General features: G+C 71.6%; 14 protein-coding genes and 2 tRNA genes. 8 read left to right on the top strand and 8 right to left on the bottom strand.

The window, feature by feature from the left end:
- Positions 1-450: 450 nt before the first annotated feature.
- Positions 451-708 carry an SCO4848 family membrane protein gene (locus tag ACNAVT_RS29890; protein WP_416301128.1) on the bottom strand — a complete coding sequence of 86 codons (258 nt, stop codon included), beginning with the start codon at positions 706-708 and terminating at the stop codon, positions 451-453.
- Between the two features lie 443 nt (positions 709-1,151).
- Here ACNAVT_RS29890 and trpS point away from each other — a divergent pair, with 443 nt between their 5' ends.
- The 4 genes from trpS to ACNAVT_RS29910 all read left to right on the top strand — a co-directional run bounded on the left by trpS (position 1,152) and on the right by ACNAVT_RS29910 (position 5,642).
- A complete protein-coding gene (gene trpS, locus ACNAVT_RS29895; protein WP_416301129.1) occupies positions 1,152-2,210 on the top strand; it encodes a tryptophan--tRNA ligase in 1,059 nt (352 codons plus the stop codon).
- A gap of 282 nt (positions 2,211-2,492) precedes the next feature.
- Complete coding sequence (gene argS, locus ACNAVT_RS29900) at positions 2,493-4,211, top strand: arginine--tRNA ligase (protein WP_416301130.1); 1,719 nt, start codon at positions 2,493-2,495, stop codon at positions 4,209-4,211.
- 247 nt (positions 4,212-4,458) lie between these two features.
- On the top strand, positions 4,459-4,743 hold the full coding sequence (locus ACNAVT_RS29905; protein WP_416301131.1) for a hypothetical protein: 285 nt from the start codon (positions 4,459-4,461) through the stop codon (positions 4,741-4,743).
- A gap of 530 nt (positions 4,744-5,273) precedes the next feature.
- Positions 5,274-5,642, top strand: coding sequence for a hypothetical protein (locus ACNAVT_RS29910; RefSeq protein WP_416301132.1), 369 nt, complete (start codon positions 5,274-5,276; stop codon positions 5,640-5,642).
- 164 nt (positions 5,643-5,806) lie between these two features.
- Here the strand turns inward: ACNAVT_RS29910 and ACNAVT_RS29915 are convergent, their stop codons facing one another.
- From ACNAVT_RS29915 to ACNAVT_RS29930, 4 genes are all read right to left on the bottom strand, one after another.
- A complete protein-coding gene (locus ACNAVT_RS29915) occupies positions 5,807-6,373 on the bottom strand; it encodes a GNAT family N-acetyltransferase (RefSeq protein WP_416301134.1) in 567 nt (188 codons plus the stop codon).
- A gap of 92 nt (positions 6,374-6,465) precedes the next feature.
- A complete protein-coding gene (locus ACNAVT_RS29920) occupies positions 6,466-7,383 on the bottom strand; it encodes an aminoglycoside phosphotransferase family protein (protein WP_416301136.1) in 918 nt (305 codons plus the stop codon).
- Between the two features lie 526 nt (positions 7,384-7,909).
- Positions 7,910-7,982 (bottom strand) — tRNA-Arg (locus ACNAVT_RS29925).
- Positions 7,983-8,018: 36 nt separating this feature from the next.
- Positions 8,019-8,109: transfer RNA gene (locus ACNAVT_RS29930), tRNA-Ser, on the bottom strand.
- 133 nt (positions 8,110-8,242) lie between these two features.
- Between ACNAVT_RS29930 and ACNAVT_RS29935 the strand changes: the two genes are divergently transcribed.
- On the top strand, positions 8,243-9,778 hold the full coding sequence (locus ACNAVT_RS29935) for a hypothetical protein (RefSeq protein ID WP_416301137.1): 1,536 nt from the start codon (positions 8,243-8,245) through the stop codon (positions 9,776-9,778).
- On the opposite strand, the gene ACNAVT_RS29940 is transcribed toward ACNAVT_RS29935, so the two are convergent.
- A complete protein-coding gene (locus tag ACNAVT_RS29940; RefSeq protein ID WP_416301139.1) occupies positions 9,765-10,538 on the bottom strand; it encodes a CPBP family intramembrane glutamic endopeptidase in 774 nt (257 codons plus the stop codon). The genes ACNAVT_RS29935 and ACNAVT_RS29940 overlap by 14 nt on opposite strands.
- Positions 10,539-10,683: 145 nt before the next feature.
- On the opposite strand from ACNAVT_RS29940, the gene ACNAVT_RS29945 reads away from it, so the two are divergent.
- Positions 10,684-11,805 (top strand): globin domain-containing protein, encoded by a 1,122-nt coding sequence (locus tag ACNAVT_RS29945; RefSeq protein ID WP_416301141.1) that lies wholly within the window; start codon positions 10,684-10,686, stop codon positions 11,803-11,805.
- A 118-nt stretch (positions 11,806-11,923) separates the two neighbouring features.
- Here the strand turns inward: ACNAVT_RS29945 and ACNAVT_RS29950 are convergent, their stop codons facing one another.
- Positions 11,924-13,450 (bottom strand): peptide deformylase, encoded by a 1,527-nt coding sequence (locus ACNAVT_RS29950; protein WP_416301143.1) that lies wholly within the window; start codon positions 13,448-13,450, stop codon positions 11,924-11,926.
- A 329-nt stretch (positions 13,451-13,779) separates the two neighbouring features.
- Between ACNAVT_RS29950 and ACNAVT_RS29955 the strand changes: the two genes are divergently transcribed.
- Complete coding sequence (locus ACNAVT_RS29955) at positions 13,780-14,562, top strand: IucA/IucC family C-terminal-domain containing protein (RefSeq protein WP_416301145.1); 783 nt, start codon at positions 13,780-13,782, stop codon at positions 14,560-14,562.
- Positions 14,563-14,589: 27 nt separating this feature from the next.
- Here ACNAVT_RS29955 and ACNAVT_RS29960 read toward each other — a convergent pair whose 3' ends face one another.
- Positions 14,590-16,401, bottom strand: a complete 1,812-nt coding sequence (locus ACNAVT_RS29960) for a hypothetical protein (protein WP_416301146.1) — start codon at positions 16,399-16,401, stop codon at positions 14,590-14,592.
- Positions 16,402-16,611: 210 nt separating this feature from the next.
- On the opposite strand from ACNAVT_RS29960, the gene ACNAVT_RS29965 reads away from it, so the two are divergent.
- The gene (locus tag ACNAVT_RS29965) at positions 16,612-17,322 is read left to right on the top strand and encodes a class I SAM-dependent methyltransferase (RefSeq protein WP_416301147.1); all 711 of its coding nucleotides are present in this window, start codon (positions 16,612-16,614) and stop codon (positions 17,320-17,322) included.
- Positions 17,323-17,359 lie beyond the last annotated feature (37 nt).

The following is a 17,359-nucleotide window of genomic DNA, read 5'->3' on the forward strand; positions in this document are numbered from 1 at the left end:
TCACCGTCTCTGCCGTGTCAAACCGTGTGTCCCGGTCTGTCATGCTTCGTACGGGTTGGCGCCCGGTGAACACACGCAGCGGCGAACCGCGACGCTTGCTCATCGGATTTGGCAGGCCGGCCGCCGCGGTGTCCCGCGAGCTCGCCCGGTGCCCTGCCGGTCGTGAACCTTACCCGGTCGGTTCCGCTCCGCCAAATCCGCCCTGCGACGTTTTCGACTCGCTCCGCCCGGACCGGTCCGTTCAGGAGTTGCACGCCCTGTCCGACCCGGTGCCAGCCTCGGATCGAGCTCCCGGGCTTTCGTCCCGTTTGCCCCGTTCCGCGCTGGCAGAGAGAAAGTTACGCGGCTGCGGGTTTGATCGTCAAATCGGCGGGACGCGTCCCGCGTCACATCATCACCACGGGACTATCTTCCCTGCTCAGTGGGGACGGGATCGGCGACGGCGGCCGGTCAGGTGGTGGGGCGACCGCGACGAGCGCCCAGCCAACCCTTCACGCCGAGCACGCCAGCGGTCGTTCCGATCGCCAGCGAGGCCACGATCAGCAGGGCGTGCACCCAGAGGAAGCCGGTGGCGGCGCCCTCCCCGATGGTGCCGGTCGACCACGAGCGCGGGTCGTTCCAGATGGCGACCCCGAACCTCGGCCAGATCACCCAGGTCCACACGCCGACCCCGATTAAAAAGAGCGACCAACCACGCGACAACACCATGGCTGGCCAGTATGCCAGCGCAGCGTGGCTGCAGGGTCCGACGTCGCCGCAGCTCAGCATGGCCGTGGTCAGCTGGCGGGAGACCTCGCGGGCGAGGGACTCAGGCGGCCCGGGTCGCCCTCCCGTCCGCCAGGACACAGTCGGGAACCACCGAAACCGGCTGGCCCGGGCTAGCCTTTCAGGCATGGTCCGGCCGAGCACCTGCACCCCGGAGACACATTGCGGTCTCCCGGCGGTTGCCGCTCCGGTGCCTCCGGCCCGTGTTGACGACCGTCGGGAGCAGATCCTCGACGTGCTCCGTGCCGGTGGATTGCGGTTCCGCGCCGGCGGGCGATGGCGGTTCGCGCTCTGAGCAGCCGATCCCACTGATCCGGGCACGCCCCGGTCCTTCCGCGCGCCCGCGCGTCCTTCCACCGTTCGTCCGGCACGAAAGGCCTACCACCATGTCCGCAGCACGGATGCTCACCGGCGACCGCCCGACCGGGCGGCTGCACCTGGGCCACTACGTCGGCAGCATCGCCAACCGGGTGAAGCTGCACCAGCGGTACGACAGCTTCTTCATCATCGCCGACCTGCACATGCTCACCACGAAGAACAGCCGTGAGGACATCGAGCAGGTCTCCCGCAACGCCCGCGAGATGGTCACCGACATCCTCGCCTCCGGCGTCGATCCCGAGCGGGCCACCTTCTACCTCCAGTCGGCGATTCCCGAGATCGGGGACCTGAACACGCTCTTCCAGAACCTGGTCACGGTGCCCCGGCTGGAGCGCGTCCCGTCTCTGAAGGAGATGGGCCGGGACGCCGGCAAGGACGAGATGCCGTACGGGCTGCTCGGCTACCCCGTCCTGCAGGCCGCCGACATCCTCTGCGTGAAGGGCCAGGTCGTCCCGGTCGGGAAGGACAACGCCGCGCACGTCGAGGTGACCCGGGAGATCGCTCGGCGCTTCAACCATCTCTACGGGGAGGTCTTCCCGGTGCCGGAGATGATCATGTCGGACACGCCCACCCTGGTGGGCACCGACGGCCACGGGAAGATGAGCAAGAGCAAGGGGAACGCCGTCGCGCTCTCCGACGACCCGGCGACCGTGCGCCACAAGGTGATGGGGATGTACACCGACCCGAACCGGGTCCGCGCCGACGTGCCCGGGACGGTGGAGGGCAACCCCGTCTTCGCGTACCACGACGTGTTCAACCCGGACCGGGTGAAGGTCGAGGAGCTGAAGGCACGCTATCGAACCGGCCGGGTCGGTGACGTCGAGGTCAAGGAGGAGTTGGCGGCCGCGTTGAACCGGTTCCTCGACCCGATCCGTGAGCGCCGGGCCCGGTTCGAGGCGCAGACCGGCCTGGTCGACGAGCTGATCGTCGCCGGCACCGAACGAACCCGGGCCGAGGTGCGTCGCACCCTGGTCGAGGTTCGCCGGGCAATGGGCCTGACCAGCGCGTACACCCAGGTGCGACGGCGGGCCGAGCGGTATCGCAAGGCCGTCGCCACGCCGGCCTGACCCTTTCGTACGACCTGCCGGCCGGCCGGGGGAGCACTTGCACCGCCCCCGTGCCGGCCGGTTAGGCTGCCTGCGTGACCAGCTCGCACGCCCTCCAGCCGACGTCGCCCGACGTTCCGGTCGGCGCGCTGCGACGCCGGCGGTCCCACGACCGCCTGCGCTGACGTCACACGTTCTGCGACCGGCGGATCGAGCCGCCGGTCACCGCCGATCGTCCTCGGTCCGCCCGCATCCCCGTCCGGAGATCCGCGCGAGACGGATCCGAGCGAGATCGGCGTACCCATGGATCTGGAGAAACTGCTGACCGACCGGCTGGCGCCGGCGTTCGAAACAGTGGCCGGCGCACCGGTGGACCCGGTCGTCCGACGCTCGCAGCACGCGGACTTCCAGTCCGACGCGGCGCTGGCGCTGGCCCGGCGCCTCGGCCGGCCGCCGCGGTCGATCGCCGCGGAGGTGCTGGAGCGTGCGGAGGTCAACGACCTGTGCGCCGAGGCCGAGGTCTCCGGGCCGGGCTTCATCAACCTGACCGTCGCCGACCGTGCCCTCGGCGGGCTGGTCTCCGCGCTGGCCGCCGATCCGCGGCTCGGGGTGCCCGTGGTGGCCGAGCCGGAGACGGTGGTGGTCGACTACTCGGCGCCGAACGTGGCGAAGGAGATGCACGTCGGGCACCTGCGGTCGACGGTGATCGGCGACGCGGCGGCCCGGCTGCTGGAGTGGCTCGGGCACCGGGTGGTCCGGGCCAATCACCTGGGCGACTGGGGGACGCCGTTCGGCATGCTGATCGAACACCTGGTCGACCTGGGCGAGGCCGAGGCGGCACAGGAGCTGTCCATGGGCGACCTGGACTCGTTCTACAAGTCGGCTCGGGCCAAGTTCGACACCGACGAGGCGTTTCGCGAGCGGTCCCGGCTGCGCGTGGTGGCGTTGCAGGGCGGCGACGAGGCGACGCTGCGGCTGTGGCGGCTGCTGGTCGAGCAGTCCGAGCGCTACTTCCTCGCCGCGTACGACCTGCTGGACGTGACCCTCGGCCAAGCGGACTTCCGGGGCGAGAGCAGCTACAACGATCTGCTCGGCCCGGTGGTGGACGACCTGGGCCAGCTCGGGCTGCTGCGGGAGAGCGAAGGGGCGGCGTGTGTCTTCCCGCCCGGATCGGTCGGTCGGAACGGCGAGCCGCTGCCGCTGATCGTGCGCAAGTCCGACGGCGGGTACGGCTACCCAGCGACCGACCTGGCGGCGATCCGGCACCGGACCGGGACGCTGGGCGCGACCCGGATGCTCTACGTGGTGGGGCTGCCGCAGCGACGGCACTTCGAGATGGTGTACGCGGCCGCGGCGCAGGCCGGCTGGCTGACCCCGCCGGCCCGGGCGGAGCACGTCGGGTTCGGTTCGATCCTCGGGCCGGACGGGCGGATGCTGCGCAGCCGGGCGGGTGAGTCGGTGAAGCTCGTCGCCCTGCTGGAGGAGGCGGTGGCCCGGGCGACCGCGCTGGCCCGGGAGCGCAACCCCGAACTGGGCGAGGCGGAGGCGGCCGAGGTGGGCCGCGCGGTCGGCATCGGCGCGATCAAGTACGCCGACCTGTCCAACGATCGGCATCGCGACTACGTGCTGGACTGGGAGCGGATGCTGTCGTTGGACGGCAACACCGCGCCCTACCTCCAGTACGCGTACTCCCGGATCTGTTCGATCTTCCGGCGGGCCGGGGCGACGGCCAGGCCGGACACAGAGATCTCGCTCGCCGAGCCGGCCGAGCGGGCGCTCGCGTTCGAGTTGGTCGGCTTCGGGACGGTGGTCGACGAGGTGGCAGGCAGCCTCGAGTTCCACCACCTGGCCGGCTACCTGTACCGGCTCGCCGCCGCGTTCAGCGCCTTCTACGAGCGCTGCCCCGTGCTGCGGGCCGACGGCCCGGTCCGGGAGAGCCGGTTGGCGCTCTGCGACGTGACGGCCCGAGTGCTGCGGCAGGGGCTGCACCTGCTCGGCATCCGGACGCCGGAGCGGCTCTGACCCGGATGCCACGCACGACCGCCCCGCCCCCGAGCGCTCCGGCGTCCGGGGGCGGACGGTCCGGGCCGGCAATCCACTCTCCGGAACGGGAAGAGTGACGATACGAGCTGCGATCCCTCGCATATGGACTGCCGACCCCGGTGATGGATGGTCATGCGCCTCCGACCTGAAGTCGCACCTCGACGGAGATCTGCCGCACTGGCAGGGACAGGCCGCCACGGCGTATCAGGGCCTGATGGCACACAACGTGGAGGCGCTCAGCGGGCTCGGCGGGGTCTCCGCCGCGATGGCCGCGGCTACCCAGGCTGCCGGAAACCTGGTGGCCTTCACGCGCGACATCGTGCGCGATCTCATCGCCGACCTGGTGGCGCGCGTGGTCGTGTGGGCGGTGGAGGCCATCTTCGTCGTCACGATCCCGGTGATCGCCTCGCAGATCGCGGCGGCCGTCGTCAAGTGGGCCGGGCGCATCCTGACCTTCGTCGCCGCCCTGATCGCCAGCCTGACCAACCTCTCCCGGCTTCTGGACGTCTAGGTGTTGATCAGCTTGATCAGCTGCGGTAGGTGAAGGGGTCAACCACTGATCCCCAGCCTCGCCGGGAGCCCGAACGCGGGGAAACCGACCCGGCGAGCACTGCCAGCTCAGCGAGCGAGCGCTGCTGTCAACGCCGTCTTCGGGGGTGACGGGCGACGGAGATCGATTTCGGGGGACACTGCCGAGCGGAAGGCGTCGTAGACTGTGCAGCCGGCGGTCGGGTGGAAGCTCAAGGGATTCTGCCGAGCTCTGGCCTCGACAGCTCTGATTCGCCCACCAATCTGACACGGTCCGGCCTGCAGCTGATGGAGCGACGCGACGTGGCATCTCAGGCGGCACCCCCAAAACCGGCCGGCCGCCGTCGCCTGGCTGTCGCGCTCGGGCTATGTGGAGGTCTCGCCGGGATTCTGGCCCTCCTATTCGCAATCCCCAGCGCGACCGGTGACAGTTGGGGCATCGCCGGCCGCCTGCGGTCATCTCCTTCATCCATACCTGCACCCAGGCCCACCTCGAAGCCGGCATCCGACCTGGTGGCCCCTGCGCCACAGCTCATCCGGGCCTGCATCAAGCAGGCCAAGGGCCAGGATCTGTACGACTACTACCAGCGCGACATACCTACGGAGCAGTGGGGAGCGCCGGTCAGCGGCACTCTGTCCACCTTCGATGAGCCATTCGCGCTCTGGCTCTTTGACGCTGATTGCAAGCCATACAAGGCGGTCACCGTGCCAGCGAAAGGCCGCCGCACGTTCAGGGCCTACGTGGGCCAGGTCTGGTACTGGGATGCCGCATCAGCGAAGCAACCTACTGACGACTATGACTCCGGAGTCGTCAGTCCTTCGCACAGCGGCACCGACCGGATCCTCAGCAACACCGGGCGCCTCACCTACTACATGGAATAGGCGAGCTGCGGATCAGTGACTGATGACGGCGGTTTGGCCGCCGGTCCGGACGGGGAGGAGGGCCGGGGGCGGAGCCCCCAGGGCCATCTGGGTCCTGGTCATCCCCAAGCGTGGCTGGCCGGCCCGGCCGATGCCGCCCGGGAGTCGCCAGGCTTGTCCACCGTTCAGTGCTCGGTCAGCGCATGCACGACTTCCTTGGCCAGTTGCCGATCGCTGTAGAGCAGTCGAACGGCCGACGGGTCGGGATTCCCCGCATCAGCGCCGCGCCAGGCCAGCTTGAGTCCGACGCGCTCGACAGCCCGCCGGGATCGTTCGTTGCTCTCCAGCACGTACGCGGTCACCGGCAGGTCGGCGCGCAGATCTCGCGCCGCGGTCGTCGCTGCCGCGCTGATCTCCTGCGCGTAGCCCTGTCCCCAAAAGCGGGGAAGTAGGCGGAATCCGAGGTTCCACGCGACGCCATAGCGGACGAAGCATCCCCCTGCGCCGACGAAGGTGTTGTCCGCCGTGTGAGCGATCCACATGCCTAGGCCATCACGGCGCCAGGCCGCACACCAGTTGTCGACCATTCTGCGGGTCTGTTCGATGGTGTCGTGGCGACTCAGTGGGTCGGGTCCCCACACTCGTGGGTCGGCGTACAGGGCGAACAGGCCCGGTATATCTGTTCGGCCCGGCTCGCGCAGGATCAAGCGGTCGGTCGCGACGGCGTGAGCCGCATCCTCGGGATCAGGCACCCGCTCATCGTGGGCCAGGCGAGCGGTCATGCCAATCCAAATTGCGGTGACGACAGGGGTGCCGGCTACCGGAGGGCCAGCACCCCTGCCGGCTACGGCCGCCCGTCGCGGAACATCCGCAGCCGGGTCAGGGTCCGCTCCTCGTCGCCGGGCACGTGCCCGTTGACGGCACGGCAGACCCAGCCCAGGCGCAGCGCCACCCGAGTGGCGGCCACCAGATCGCCGGCGAACCGTTCGGCGTACGGCGCGAGGTACGCGTCCCGGAAGGGCGCGGTGTCGACGGAGTTCCAGACATCCTCCAGGCCCCACGCCAACCCACCTTCGAGGGTGACCGACAGGGTGAAGAACGGGTGCGACACGCAGGCGTCGCCCCAGTCCATCACCAGGTGACGGCCGTCGCGGACGAAGACCTGGCCGTCGTGCAGGTCGTCGTGCTGCAGCAGCTCCGGCAGTCCGTACCCCGCGAGCTCTTCACACAGGTCGGCCACCATCGGTGCCGCTTCGTGGAAGCGCCGCTCCGCGCCGACCTCGTCGACCAGGCGTCCGTACGCCTCCGGGAGGGTGGCGAGCCGCAGGTCGGGCACCCCCAGGGCGAGCAGGTCGTCGACGTCGTCGGCCAGGTCGAGCTGGATTCCGGCGTAGAGCGGCAGCACGGCCCGCCACCGATCCAGGCTCTGCTCGCGCTGCGTCACCACTCGCAGCGTCTCCCCCGCGTCCGCCATCAGCATCCAACCGGAGGCACTGTCAGCGGCCAGCAGCGGCGGCACCACGTCGGGACGGCGGGCGGCAATCCGCCGCAGGACGGCGGCCTCGTGCCGCAGCGACTCGATGTTGGCCTTGAACCAGACGTCACCTCGGTCCGTCGGTACCCGCATCGCCGTCGACCACGGGTAGACGTGCGGCTGGACGGGGGGACCGGTCCGCGTCACCCCGAGTTCGCCGAGCTGTTCGTCGATCCAATCCTGCACCCGGGTCAGCCACTCCGGATCGCGCCAGCGCATGTCGTCCACGGCCGGGATGCTAGTGAGCCCCCGGCGCCGGTCAACACTCCTTTTCCTCCGGACCGGGCGGCGACGGTCAAGGAGGACTTAAGGTGATACACATCGACGATGATCTCCTCGTGCTCGACCAACAAAACGATGCGCAGGCGGCGGCTGGCGCGGCGGCTCGACCCGACAGGACCCGAAGGCCACGCCGGCGCCAGACCTGGTGAACCGGGACTTCACGGCGACCGCATCGAACCGGCTGTGGGTCGCCGACTCCACCCGCATCCGCTGCGGCGAGGGCGTGTGCCGGCTCGCCGGAGTCCGCGACGCGTTCTCCAACCGCATCGTCGGCTGGAGGCCGGCGAGCGCTGCGACGAGTACGAGGCCGTCTGGCACACCAACAACATCGACTGGATCAGGCTGAGTGCGGGGCTGGATCAGCTGGGCGGCCTGCTCGATGACGGGGCTCCGGGATGACGTTGCTGTCACCGGTTGCTGTCAGGGCCGGTCGCAAGCGACCGGCCCTGTGCGTTCTTCCTGTTCACCTGTGTGCGCCCGAAGGGACTCGAACCCCTAACCTTCTGATCCGTAGTCAGATGCTCTATCCGTTGAGCTACGGGCGCTTGTTGCTCGGCCAGTCTACACACCCGGCTTTCGCGCGGAGACTCCGGGATTCGAACCCGGGAGGGGCTTTAAGACCCCAACCGCATTAGCAGTGCGGCGCCATAGACCAGACTAGGCGAAGTCTCCTCGGTGGCCCGGAGACCACCGCGCCCGAGGATACAGGTCCCCACCCCCGGGGAGCAAAGCGACTACCGGGAAGAGGCCACCCGCTGCGTTTCCCCGTGTGCGACGTCACGCTCGGGGACTAGGCTCCGTCGATATGCAGGAGCAGCCGCCGAGCGATCCGCCCCGTCGCGAGCCTGCCGCCGGTGCCCGGCGCGCCCGCTCCGCGAAGCCGACCTTCACGCCGCCCCCGGCGCCCGAACCGCCCCTCGGCCAAGCCGAGGCCGGAGGCGAGACCACGCCCCGGCCGCGCCGGGCCAAGGTTCCTCCCACCGTGATCTTCCAGCCGCCCGACCCGGCACAGGCCACGCCACGCGCCGCCGGTTCCGGCCCCACGCCGGATGGCCAGGTCGCCACACCCCGTCCCCGCCCGGCCGCCGAGGCCGTGCCCCGGCAGGACACGACCGGCGCCTCCGGTACCCGGGACACGCCGCCCAGCGCGGACCCGTCGGACGGCGGGCCGGCGGACGAGGAGGCCCCGAAGCGGACCGGCCGTACCTCGGCCAGGACGGCGACCCCGCCGGAGGAGACCGCACCGGCCACGGAGAAGGCCGCCCCGGCGAAGAAGGCCGCTGCGGCGAAGAACGCGGCGTCGGCCGCCCGGAAACGCGCCGGGAGCGCCCCGGCGGAGGCCGTCGAGCGGACCGGCGGTTCGGAACTGCCCGAGAGGATCGACCAGCGAGATCCGGCCGGCCCGGGCACGACCGCACGCCCCGACAGGGCCGGCCCGACCGGACCGGACAGCGCCGCCGGCACGGCGGCTGTTCAGGCTGACGACCCGGAACGGGCCAGCGGCGAGGCCGGCACGGCCGACGTCAGCGAGGCGCCGACGGAACAGCAGGCGCCGACCCGGACCGGGCGGGCGAGGAAGGCCACGAAGGCCGCCCCGGCGAAGCGGACCGGTCCGGCGAGGAAGAGTGCGCAACCGGAGAGCCCGCAAGTCACGGTGACGGCGCCGGGCCCCCTCGCCGAGGCGGCACCCGGGCCGGCGCGTACCTCTGTCGAAGGGTGGCGGGCGGCGGGCGCGCGCCTGCTCGACCACCCGGGCTTCGCGCCGGAGCTGCTGGCCCTCGCCGCCGTGGACGCCCTCGGGCCGCACGCCCGCGACTGGGTCGAGCGGGCCCGGCGGGCGTACCCGGACGCCGACGCCGACGGCCTGGCCCGGCTGGTGACCCGGCGGTTCGTCCGGCTGGCCGGTGCGGGTGGGGCGTTCGCGGCGGGCGCCGGACTCCTCGCACCGCTGGCGGAACTCGCAGCGGTGCTGTGGGCGCAGGCCAACCTGGTGTTGCACCTGGCGGCGGCCTACGGCCGCGATCCCGGTCATCCGGACCGGGTGGCCGAGCTGCTCGTGCTGACCCGGGTGCACCCGGACGTCGGCACCGCCCGCGCGGCGCTGGACGCGGTCCGCTCGGCAGGCGCCCCGACGGACGGACCGTGGCCGCGGGCGGCCGAGGCGGCCTGGCGGTTGGCGACGCCGCTGGCGGCGCAGGCGGGCGGCTGGCTGGGGCTGCGAGTGGCGTCACGACTGCTGCCTGGCGCGGCGATGCTCGCCGCCGCGGCGGGCGACTCGGCCGCCGCGGAACGGCTCGCCGCGCGGGCGATCGGCCGGTACCGACCGGTCAGAGCCAGCTGAACCAGGACTTCGGCAGCAGGGCGTACCCGACGAAGGCGACCACGTCGAGCACGGTGTGCGCGACGATCAGCGGGCCCACCCGCCGGGTGCGCAGGAAGAAGAGGCTGAACACCACGCCCATCACCACGTTGCCGACAAAGGCGCCGAAGCCCTGGTAGAGGTGGTAGGAGCCGCGGAGCAGGGCGCTGGCCGCGATGACCGCGCCGAGCCGCCAGCCGAACTGCCGCAGCCGGGTGACCAGGTAGCCGACCACGATCACCTCTTCCAGCACGGCGTTCTGCACGGCAGCGAGGATCAGCACCGGCACCGCCCACCAGAGGTGCGGCAGGGCGGCCGGGACCAGGGTGGCGTTGAGGCCGAGCTGCGCCGCCGCCCAGACCAGCGCCAACCCGGGCAGGCCGATCAGCGCGGCCAGGCCGGCGCCCCAGGCCAGGTCCGGCCCGGGTCGTCGCAGGTCGACCCCGAGCGCCCGCGCCGGGTCCCCGGGGTCGCGCGCCAGCAGGTGTACGGCGAGCAGCACCGGCAGCAGCGCGAAGAAGATCCCGAGGAGCTGGTAGGCCAGGTCGAGGTAGGGCCGGGCCGACGCGGAGGTGTTCAGCGCGGCGGTCTGCTTGGCGAGCCCGCCCTCGGCGGTCAGCTTGGCGACCAGCGAGACCAGCGCGTACACGGCCGACTGGCCGAGGGAGAGGCCGAGCACCAGCAGCGTCTCGGTGCCCAGGGCCCGGCGGGACACCGGGCGGGTGAGCTCGTCAACGGTCACCGGACCACTGTGCCGCACGAGGGGGCCGATCGGCACCGCCCTTGAGCCCAGATGGGCGGGTCGCACATTCTGTGCGACCGGTCGGCACACTCCGTGGCGATTCTGTGGGGGCTCGATCCGTCATCAGGAGAAGGAGCGTGCCCCGGTGGAAAACGTCGCACGGCTGCTGAAGGAGAGCTGGACCCTGGTCGAGGGGCACCGGGAACGGCTGAGCCGTCACTTCTACGCCCGGCTGTTCCTCCTCGACCCGCAGCTGCGCAACCTCTTCCCGGTGCAGATGAGCGGGCAGGGCGACCGGATCCTGGAGGCGATCGTCACCGCCACCCAGACGGTGGGCGACCCGGAGAGCTTCGACGACTACCTGCGCGCGCTGGGCCGGGACCACCGGAAGTACCACGTCGACGCCGCGCACTACGAAACCATGGGGATCGCCCTGCTGGACGCGCTGCGCGGCACCGCCGGGGACGGCTGGAACCTGGAGTACGACCAGGCGTGGCGGGAGGCGTACGCGAGTATCTGCGAGCGGATGCTCGCCGGCGCGGCGGCGGACGGGAACCCGCCGTTCTGGCATGCCGAGGTGCTCACCCACGATCGGCACGGCCCGGACACCGCCGTGCTGACCGTACGCGCGCTCCAGCACCCGCTGCCCTGGCGGGCCGGCCAGTACGTCAGCATCGAGGTGCCCCGGTACCACCCGCGGGTGTGGCGGACGTACTCGGTGGCGAACGCCCCGAACGACGACAACGTGCTGGAGTTCCACGTGCGTACGCCGACCGGGGCGGCGGGCTGGGTGTCCGGGGCGCTGGTCCGCCGGACGAAACCCGGTGACCTGCTGCGGGTGGCCGCGCCGATGGGGTCGATGACCCTGGACCGGTCGTCGAGCCGGGACATCCTGTGCGTGGCCGGCGGGGTCGGGCTGGCTCCGATCAAGGCGCTGGTGGAGGAGTTGACCCGGGTCAACCGCACCCGCTGGGTGCACGTCTTCTACGGCACCCGCCGGCCGGCGGAGCTGTACGGCCTGCCGGGCCTGGAGGAGCTGGTGGTCGCCCACCCGTGGCTGTCCGTGACCCCGGCCTGCAGCGAGGACCCGACCTTCGACGGTGAGTTGGGCGACATCTCCGAGGTGGTCACCCGGTATGGCCCGTGGACGACGCACGACTGCTACGTCTCCGGCTCGGCGCCGATGGTCCGGGCCACCCTGCGCGCGCTGGCCGCCGACGACGTCCCGCCCGGCAACATCCGGTACGACACGTTCGGCAGCCTGTAGACCTTGCCCCTGAGCCGGGTCGCGTGCCTTCGCCCCCGCGGGCACGCGACCCGGTCCCCCGTTCGCCGGTGCGTGGGCCGGACCGGCAACCGGCCCACGCACCGGGAATCCCGCTGGGTCAGTAGCGCCAGGGGTGCCCGGTCTCCCGGTACTCCTCCACCGGCACCAGCGGCACGCCGGGGGTCATCCGGTCGACGTAGAGCCGCCCCTCCAGGTGGTCGATCTCGTGGGCGACCAGCCGGGCCATGGCGTGCTCGAAGGAGGTGATGACGCGGCTGCCGTCCCACTGGGCGTGCTCCACGTCGATCCGCAGCGGCCGGGGCACCAGGCCGCGGTGGTCGAAGAAGGAGAGGCAGCCCTCGTACTGCTCGTCTGTGTCGGACGCGGTGTCGACCACCCGGGGGTTGAGCAGCATGACCGGCTCGGCGGCCCGATCGGCGGGGCGGACCAGGGCGGCGGCCCAGCCGAGCCCGAGCTGCGGGGCGGCGATGCCGACGCCCTTGCTGAACGGGTGCAGCTCGTCGAGGCGGACCAGGATGGCGGAGAGCCGGTCGACGACGTCCCGGGCGACGCGTTCCTCGTGGGGCAGGTCGAACTGGCGGGCCGGCTGCCACAGCAGGTCGTCGCCGCGCTGCAGGATGCCGGCGGCGCGCATCCGGTCGCTGGCGCGTACCCGGCCGCCCGGGCCGAGACCGTCGGGCTCCTCGTCCGGGGGCTGGTTACGGAACCGCCACTGCATCCGGTAGCGGGCATTCAGCGGCGGGTCGTCGGTGGCCCAGTCGAAGCACACCCGGCCGCCCTCGTCGTGTCGCTGGATCGGGGTACGCAGCGGCGCTTCCTCCGACGAGAGGGAGGTCTCCGCCCCCCACACCTTCGGTTCGTGGTCGGCGGGCAGGTCGAGCCGGACGGCGAGGTGCCGGGTGGGCAGGCGGACGGCGCGCTGGAACCAGGGGCCCCACTTGTCCCGGCCGACCCGGTAGGCGTATTCGAGGGTGACCCGGTCCCCGGGGTAGAGCGGGAAGCGGCCCTCCTCGTTCTCGAAGAGGAGCCAGACCTCCTTGAACGCGTCGCGGTCGTGTTTGGCCCGCCAGCGCATCGGCTCCCGCGTGCCCCCGTCGTCCCGGTACGCCTGCAGTTGCAGCTCGGCGAAGGTGAGCGGGTGTTCGCGGTGGTGCCGGTTGGAGTGGACCGGGTCGTTGGGGTAGCGGTCGACGGCGACCCGGACCAGGTAGCGGGTGACCGGCTCGGTGCCCGCGTTGTACAGCTCCCGCCGGATCGCGCAGTGGTAGCGCTCGTCGGTGTAGGTGAGGGTGGCGGTCTCCCGCTCGACCACCAGGCCGGTGCCGGGTGGCAGCCACTGGCCGGAACCGGGGGGCTCCCGGTGCGGGCCGCCGGCGCGGCCGCGCAGCTCGTCGTACTCCCGGAAGCGTTGCCAGATCGCGCCGCTGGCCTCCAGGACGGCCTCGGCCCGCCGGGCGAAGTCCTCGGTCGGCCGGTGCCGGCGCCCTTCGACGTGGCTGACGTACGACGGGTCGAAGCCCATCAGGGTCGCCAGCTGCTTCTTGGACAACCCTCGGCCGGTGCGGTGCCGGGCGAGTTCCGCCGCGAACGACTCGGCGGCACGCTCGACGGGTGAGGTGGTCATCGGCCTCCTCGTATACGGGAAGACCAGTTTCACGTCGGGTGGCCGAACGTGTACGGAAAGTGCCTCGTTGTCGACACTCACCTTGACAATTCAGCGGCGTCCGTCGATCCTTACGTGGCCCGCCGGCCCACCCCGCGGCGTTTTCCCCCCGCCCGGCCGGGTAGTACGCGGCACGCCCAGCGGGCCCGCGGAGTGACCGGGAACTCTCCCTCCACCCCTCGGCAGGACTTTCCCGCATCGGGAAGCTGTGGTTAGGCTAGCCTTAGTTCGGCTGGCCACGTGGGCTCGGCCGGCGGGCAACCAGACGGGGGACTCAGGTGACAGCGGTGATGCCGAGGCGCGACATCGCCACGCCGCTCGCCCCGGTGACCGCGACCCTGCGTGCCATGTTCGGCACCGACGACCTGCCCGGGCTCGCGCCCGGCCTGCTGGTCACCGACGACGAGGCCCGGTGGTCCCCGGCGACCCGGCTGGTCGACGGGACGCTCCTGCCCCGCCTTCTGCACGCCGCGGCCGGGCGCTGGGGCGGCACCCCGCACGCCTGCGCCGCCCTGGCCTGGAAGTCGTACAGCTACTGGACGGCGCTGCCGGCGGTGCTCGGCTGGGCCTCGGCGCGGCGGGTGCCGCTGCTCGACCCGGCCGACGTGCTGATCCACTTCGAGGACCGCCACCAGCTGGTCACCCTGGGCCTGCGCAGCTCGACCACGGTCGCGGTGCTGCCCGGCGACCCGCTGGCGCTGGCCGGCCACCCGCACGTGCGGGTGGTGACCGACGAGGCGGCCCTGCTCGACGCGCTGCGCTCCTCGCTGCTCGACGCCCACTTCGCCCCGATGATCGCGGCCATCCAGGCCGAGGTCCGGATCGGCACGCGTACGCTGCTGGGCTCGGTCGCCTCCGGCATCGCGCACGGCATCCTGCGCGCCTCGGACACGCTCCCCGGTTCCTCCACCGAGAGCATCGCCACGCTGCTCGACGCGCTCGACCTCGGCGACCTCGTGGAGCTGGTGCCCGGCCCGGCCGGCGAGCCGACCGTGCAGCGGCGGACCTGCTGCCTGGCCTTCACCCTGCCGCGGCCGAAGATCTGCCAGGGTTGCTGCGTCCGCCCTTCCTGACCCTCACGTGGGTGGGTCCGCCCACCCTCAGTCGACCAGCGGGCGCACGTCCCAGAGCCACACGCCGCCGGTGAACACCGGCTCGACGCCGGTCAGCTCGGTCATCCCCCGGCCCAGCTCGTCCGCGTGGCGCAGCCGGGGGTCGAGGACGACTGCCCCCGCCCGCCAGTAGCGCAGGTCGTCGACCGCGGCCACCCGGTCCTGCGGGGCGATCGGCGGCAGCCCGCCGGTGCGCCGGATCGTGATGAAGAAGCTGCTGGTGGGGCGGGGCGGCGCGGTGAACAGTGCCACCCGGCCGGCACCGGGCCGAGTGTCCGGGTAGAGGAAGTAGCCCCGAGCCAGCGGCATGCCCAGTCGGGTCTCGGCGGACCAGCGCAGCGGGTCGGCGTAGTCGGTGTCCGGCAGCGGCAGCGTGACGACGCTGTGCCCGCCGACCACGTACGGCCGCCAGGCGCCGGAGGTGACGAACTCAGGCGTCGGGTTGAGGCGTACCGAGGGCAGCGGCGTGGGCAGCAACGGCAGCAGCGCCATGGTCAGCACGGTGGCGGTGGCGAACCGGATCTGCCGGCGGGCGGCCGGATGACGTCGGACCAGCCCCCGCGCGTGGTCCGCGCCGAGCGCGAGGAGGACGCCGACGATCGGGGTGAGCGCCAGCGACCAGCGGGTGGGCACCACCGAGTGCAGCAGCGGCAGTTTCTCCAGCGCGGCCCACGGGCCCGGGATGCCGGTGTTCCGCCCGTCGTACCGGATCTCCCGGCCGAGGGAGAACAGGGCGAAGACGACGCCGGCCGCGGCCAGGCCGAGGACGACGGCGTTACGGCGCAGCCACCACACCAGCGCGACCACCCCGACGGAGAGCGGCCAGCCGAAGAACGCGTTCTCCTCCGTGGGGTTCTTCACGAGGCGGGCGCTGCTGCGGGCATCCCCGGCGAGCGATTCCCGGGACCAGGCGACGTACGAGGCGAGGTCGGTGCGGTAGCCCCGGATCAGCCGGGACAGCCCCTGGTAGGCACCCGGCCCGGCGAGCTGCACGTGGAGCGGGTACGCCAGCAGTGCCCCGGCGACGACGGCGGCCACCCCGAGCCCGGCGCCGAACGGCCGGGCCCCGCGGCGCAGCTCCGGCCGACCGATGGCGAGGGCGACCACCACCACGCCCAGCCCGATCGCCGTCATCAGCAGGATCTCCAGATTGAGGAAGGCCTGCCAGACGACCACCAGGCCGAGCAGCACGCCGTTGCGCAGCCAGCGCCCCGGTTCGGCCAGGCGCAACGTCCGCCAGACGATCAGCGGCACCACGAACTGGCTGACGATGTTGGGGTGGGCGTTGGCGTGCGAGACCATCGCCGGCGCGAAGGCGGCAAAACCGGCCCCGAGCCAGGCCGGTCCCCGGCTGCCGATCAGCACCCGGGAGAGGACGAAATACCAGGCCACGCCGGTGGCCATCATTCCGACGGTGAGGAAGACCAGGAATGACGCACGCGGGCCGAACAGGACGGTGATGGGCGTCATTGGCAGAGAAATGGATAATACGGACGTATTAGCCATCAAATTGACGCCGTCCGGCACATTCATCCGGTCCGAGGTGAACGGATAGGCAAAATCGGTCACCACCCGTGCGCCATGCGCCATCATCCACTCGAACTGCGACTGATCGGTGCGGTTGTCCCGTACGCCGTGGCCGGGGTTCAACCAGAACCGGGCGGTCACCCAGAACGCGAGCAGCGCGAAACTGAGCACGGCGGCGGCGTCGACCCACCTTCCCCGTCCCGCTCGTCCGCCCTCGTCGAGCCGGTCCTGGGTGGCGCCACCGCGGGCGTCATCCGATTCGGGAGTAGTCATGACAATTCAGAGCGTAGTCAGAGTATGGCAGGGCCGTGACATGTTTCTGGGTACTGGCGTACTATGTGCCGAGTTCGCCGACCGCCGATCACGTGCCCACCCCCGAGCGCAATTCGGTCACCCCCGGTGCCCCGATTCCCGCGCCATCCATCTGGATGGTTGACTCTGTCGGTCCAGGCGCGGGTCAGTCATATCGTGAGGAATCGACGCATGGCAGAAATCACTGGGGATCAGCGCGTCCAGTCGGAGGTGCTCGAAGGCCTTGCGACAGCGGTCAACCATCGCAGGTGGTTCGTCGAGCTGGCGGTGCCCTACCTCGGTGACAACCCGATCGAGATCGGCAGCGGGCTGGGCGACTACGCGCTGGAGTGGTCAGCCCACCTGCCCCGGATCACCGCCAGCGAGGCCGACCCGGACCGGCTGGTCCGGCTCAAGGAGCGACTGGCCGACCACCCCACCGTCGAGGTCCGGCAGATGTTGCTGCCGCACTCCGAGCGCGGCGACTACAGCGCGGCCGTGTCGTACAACGTGCTCGAGCACATCGAGGACCACGTGGGCGCGCTGCGCAGCATGCGCGACCTGGTCCGGCCCGGCGGTGCGGTGATCATCATCGTGCCGGCGTTCCAGTTCGCGATGAGCCCGGCGGACATCGCCACCGGTCACGTCCGGCGCTACACCAAGAAGACCCTCGCGGCCGCGATGGCCGAGGCCGGCCTCACCGTGGAAAAGATCCACTACGCGAACGCGCTCGGCCTGATCGGTTACTTCATGGCCACCAAGGTGTTCCGGCTCATGCCGAAGGAGGGCCCGATGGTGAAGGTCTACGACACCCTGGTCCTCCCCGCCACCAAGGCGGCGGAGCAACGCGTGCGCCCGCCCTTCGGCCAGTCCGTCTTCGCGGTCGCCCGGGTCCCCGACTGAGGTGCGAGGAAGGGCCCCTTGCTACCGCGGCAAGGGA

It is taken from the genome of Micromonospora sp. SL4-19 (assembly GCF_047921475.1).
Lineage (GTDB): Bacteria > Actinomycetota > Actinomycetes > Mycobacteriales > Micromonosporaceae > Micromonospora.

Bases quoted from the DNA above. Each gene is read 5' to 3' on its own strand.
- ACNAVT_RS29890 (WP_416301128.1), bottom strand. From the start codon at position 708: ATGGTGTTGTCGCGTGGTTGGTCGCTCTTTTTAATCGGGGTCGGCGTG.
- trpS (WP_416301129.1), top strand. From the start codon at position 1,152: ATGTCCGCAGCACGGATGCTCACCGGCGACCGCCCGACCGGGCGGCTG.
- argS (WP_416301130.1), top strand. From the start codon at position 2,493: ATGGATCTGGAGAAACTGCTGACCGACCGGCTGGCGCCGGCGTTCGAA.
- ACNAVT_RS29935 (WP_416301137.1), top strand. From the start codon at position 8,243: ATGCAGGAGCAGCCGCCGAGCGATCCGCCCCGTCGCGAGCCTGCCGCC.
- ACNAVT_RS29950 (WP_416301143.1), bottom strand. From the start codon at position 13,450: ATGACCACCTCACCCGTCGAGCGTGCCGCCGAGTCGTTCGCGGCGGAA.
- ACNAVT_RS29955 (WP_416301145.1), top strand. From the start codon at position 13,780: ATGCCGAGGCGCGACATCGCCACGCCGCTCGCCCCGGTGACCGCGACC.
- ACNAVT_RS29960 (WP_416301146.1), bottom strand. From the start codon at position 16,401: ATGACTACTCCCGAATCGGATGACGCCCGCGGTGGCGCCACCCAGGAC.
- ACNAVT_RS29965 (WP_416301147.1), top strand. From the start codon at position 16,612: ATGGCAGAAATCACTGGGGATCAGCGCGTCCAGTCGGAGGTGCTCGAA.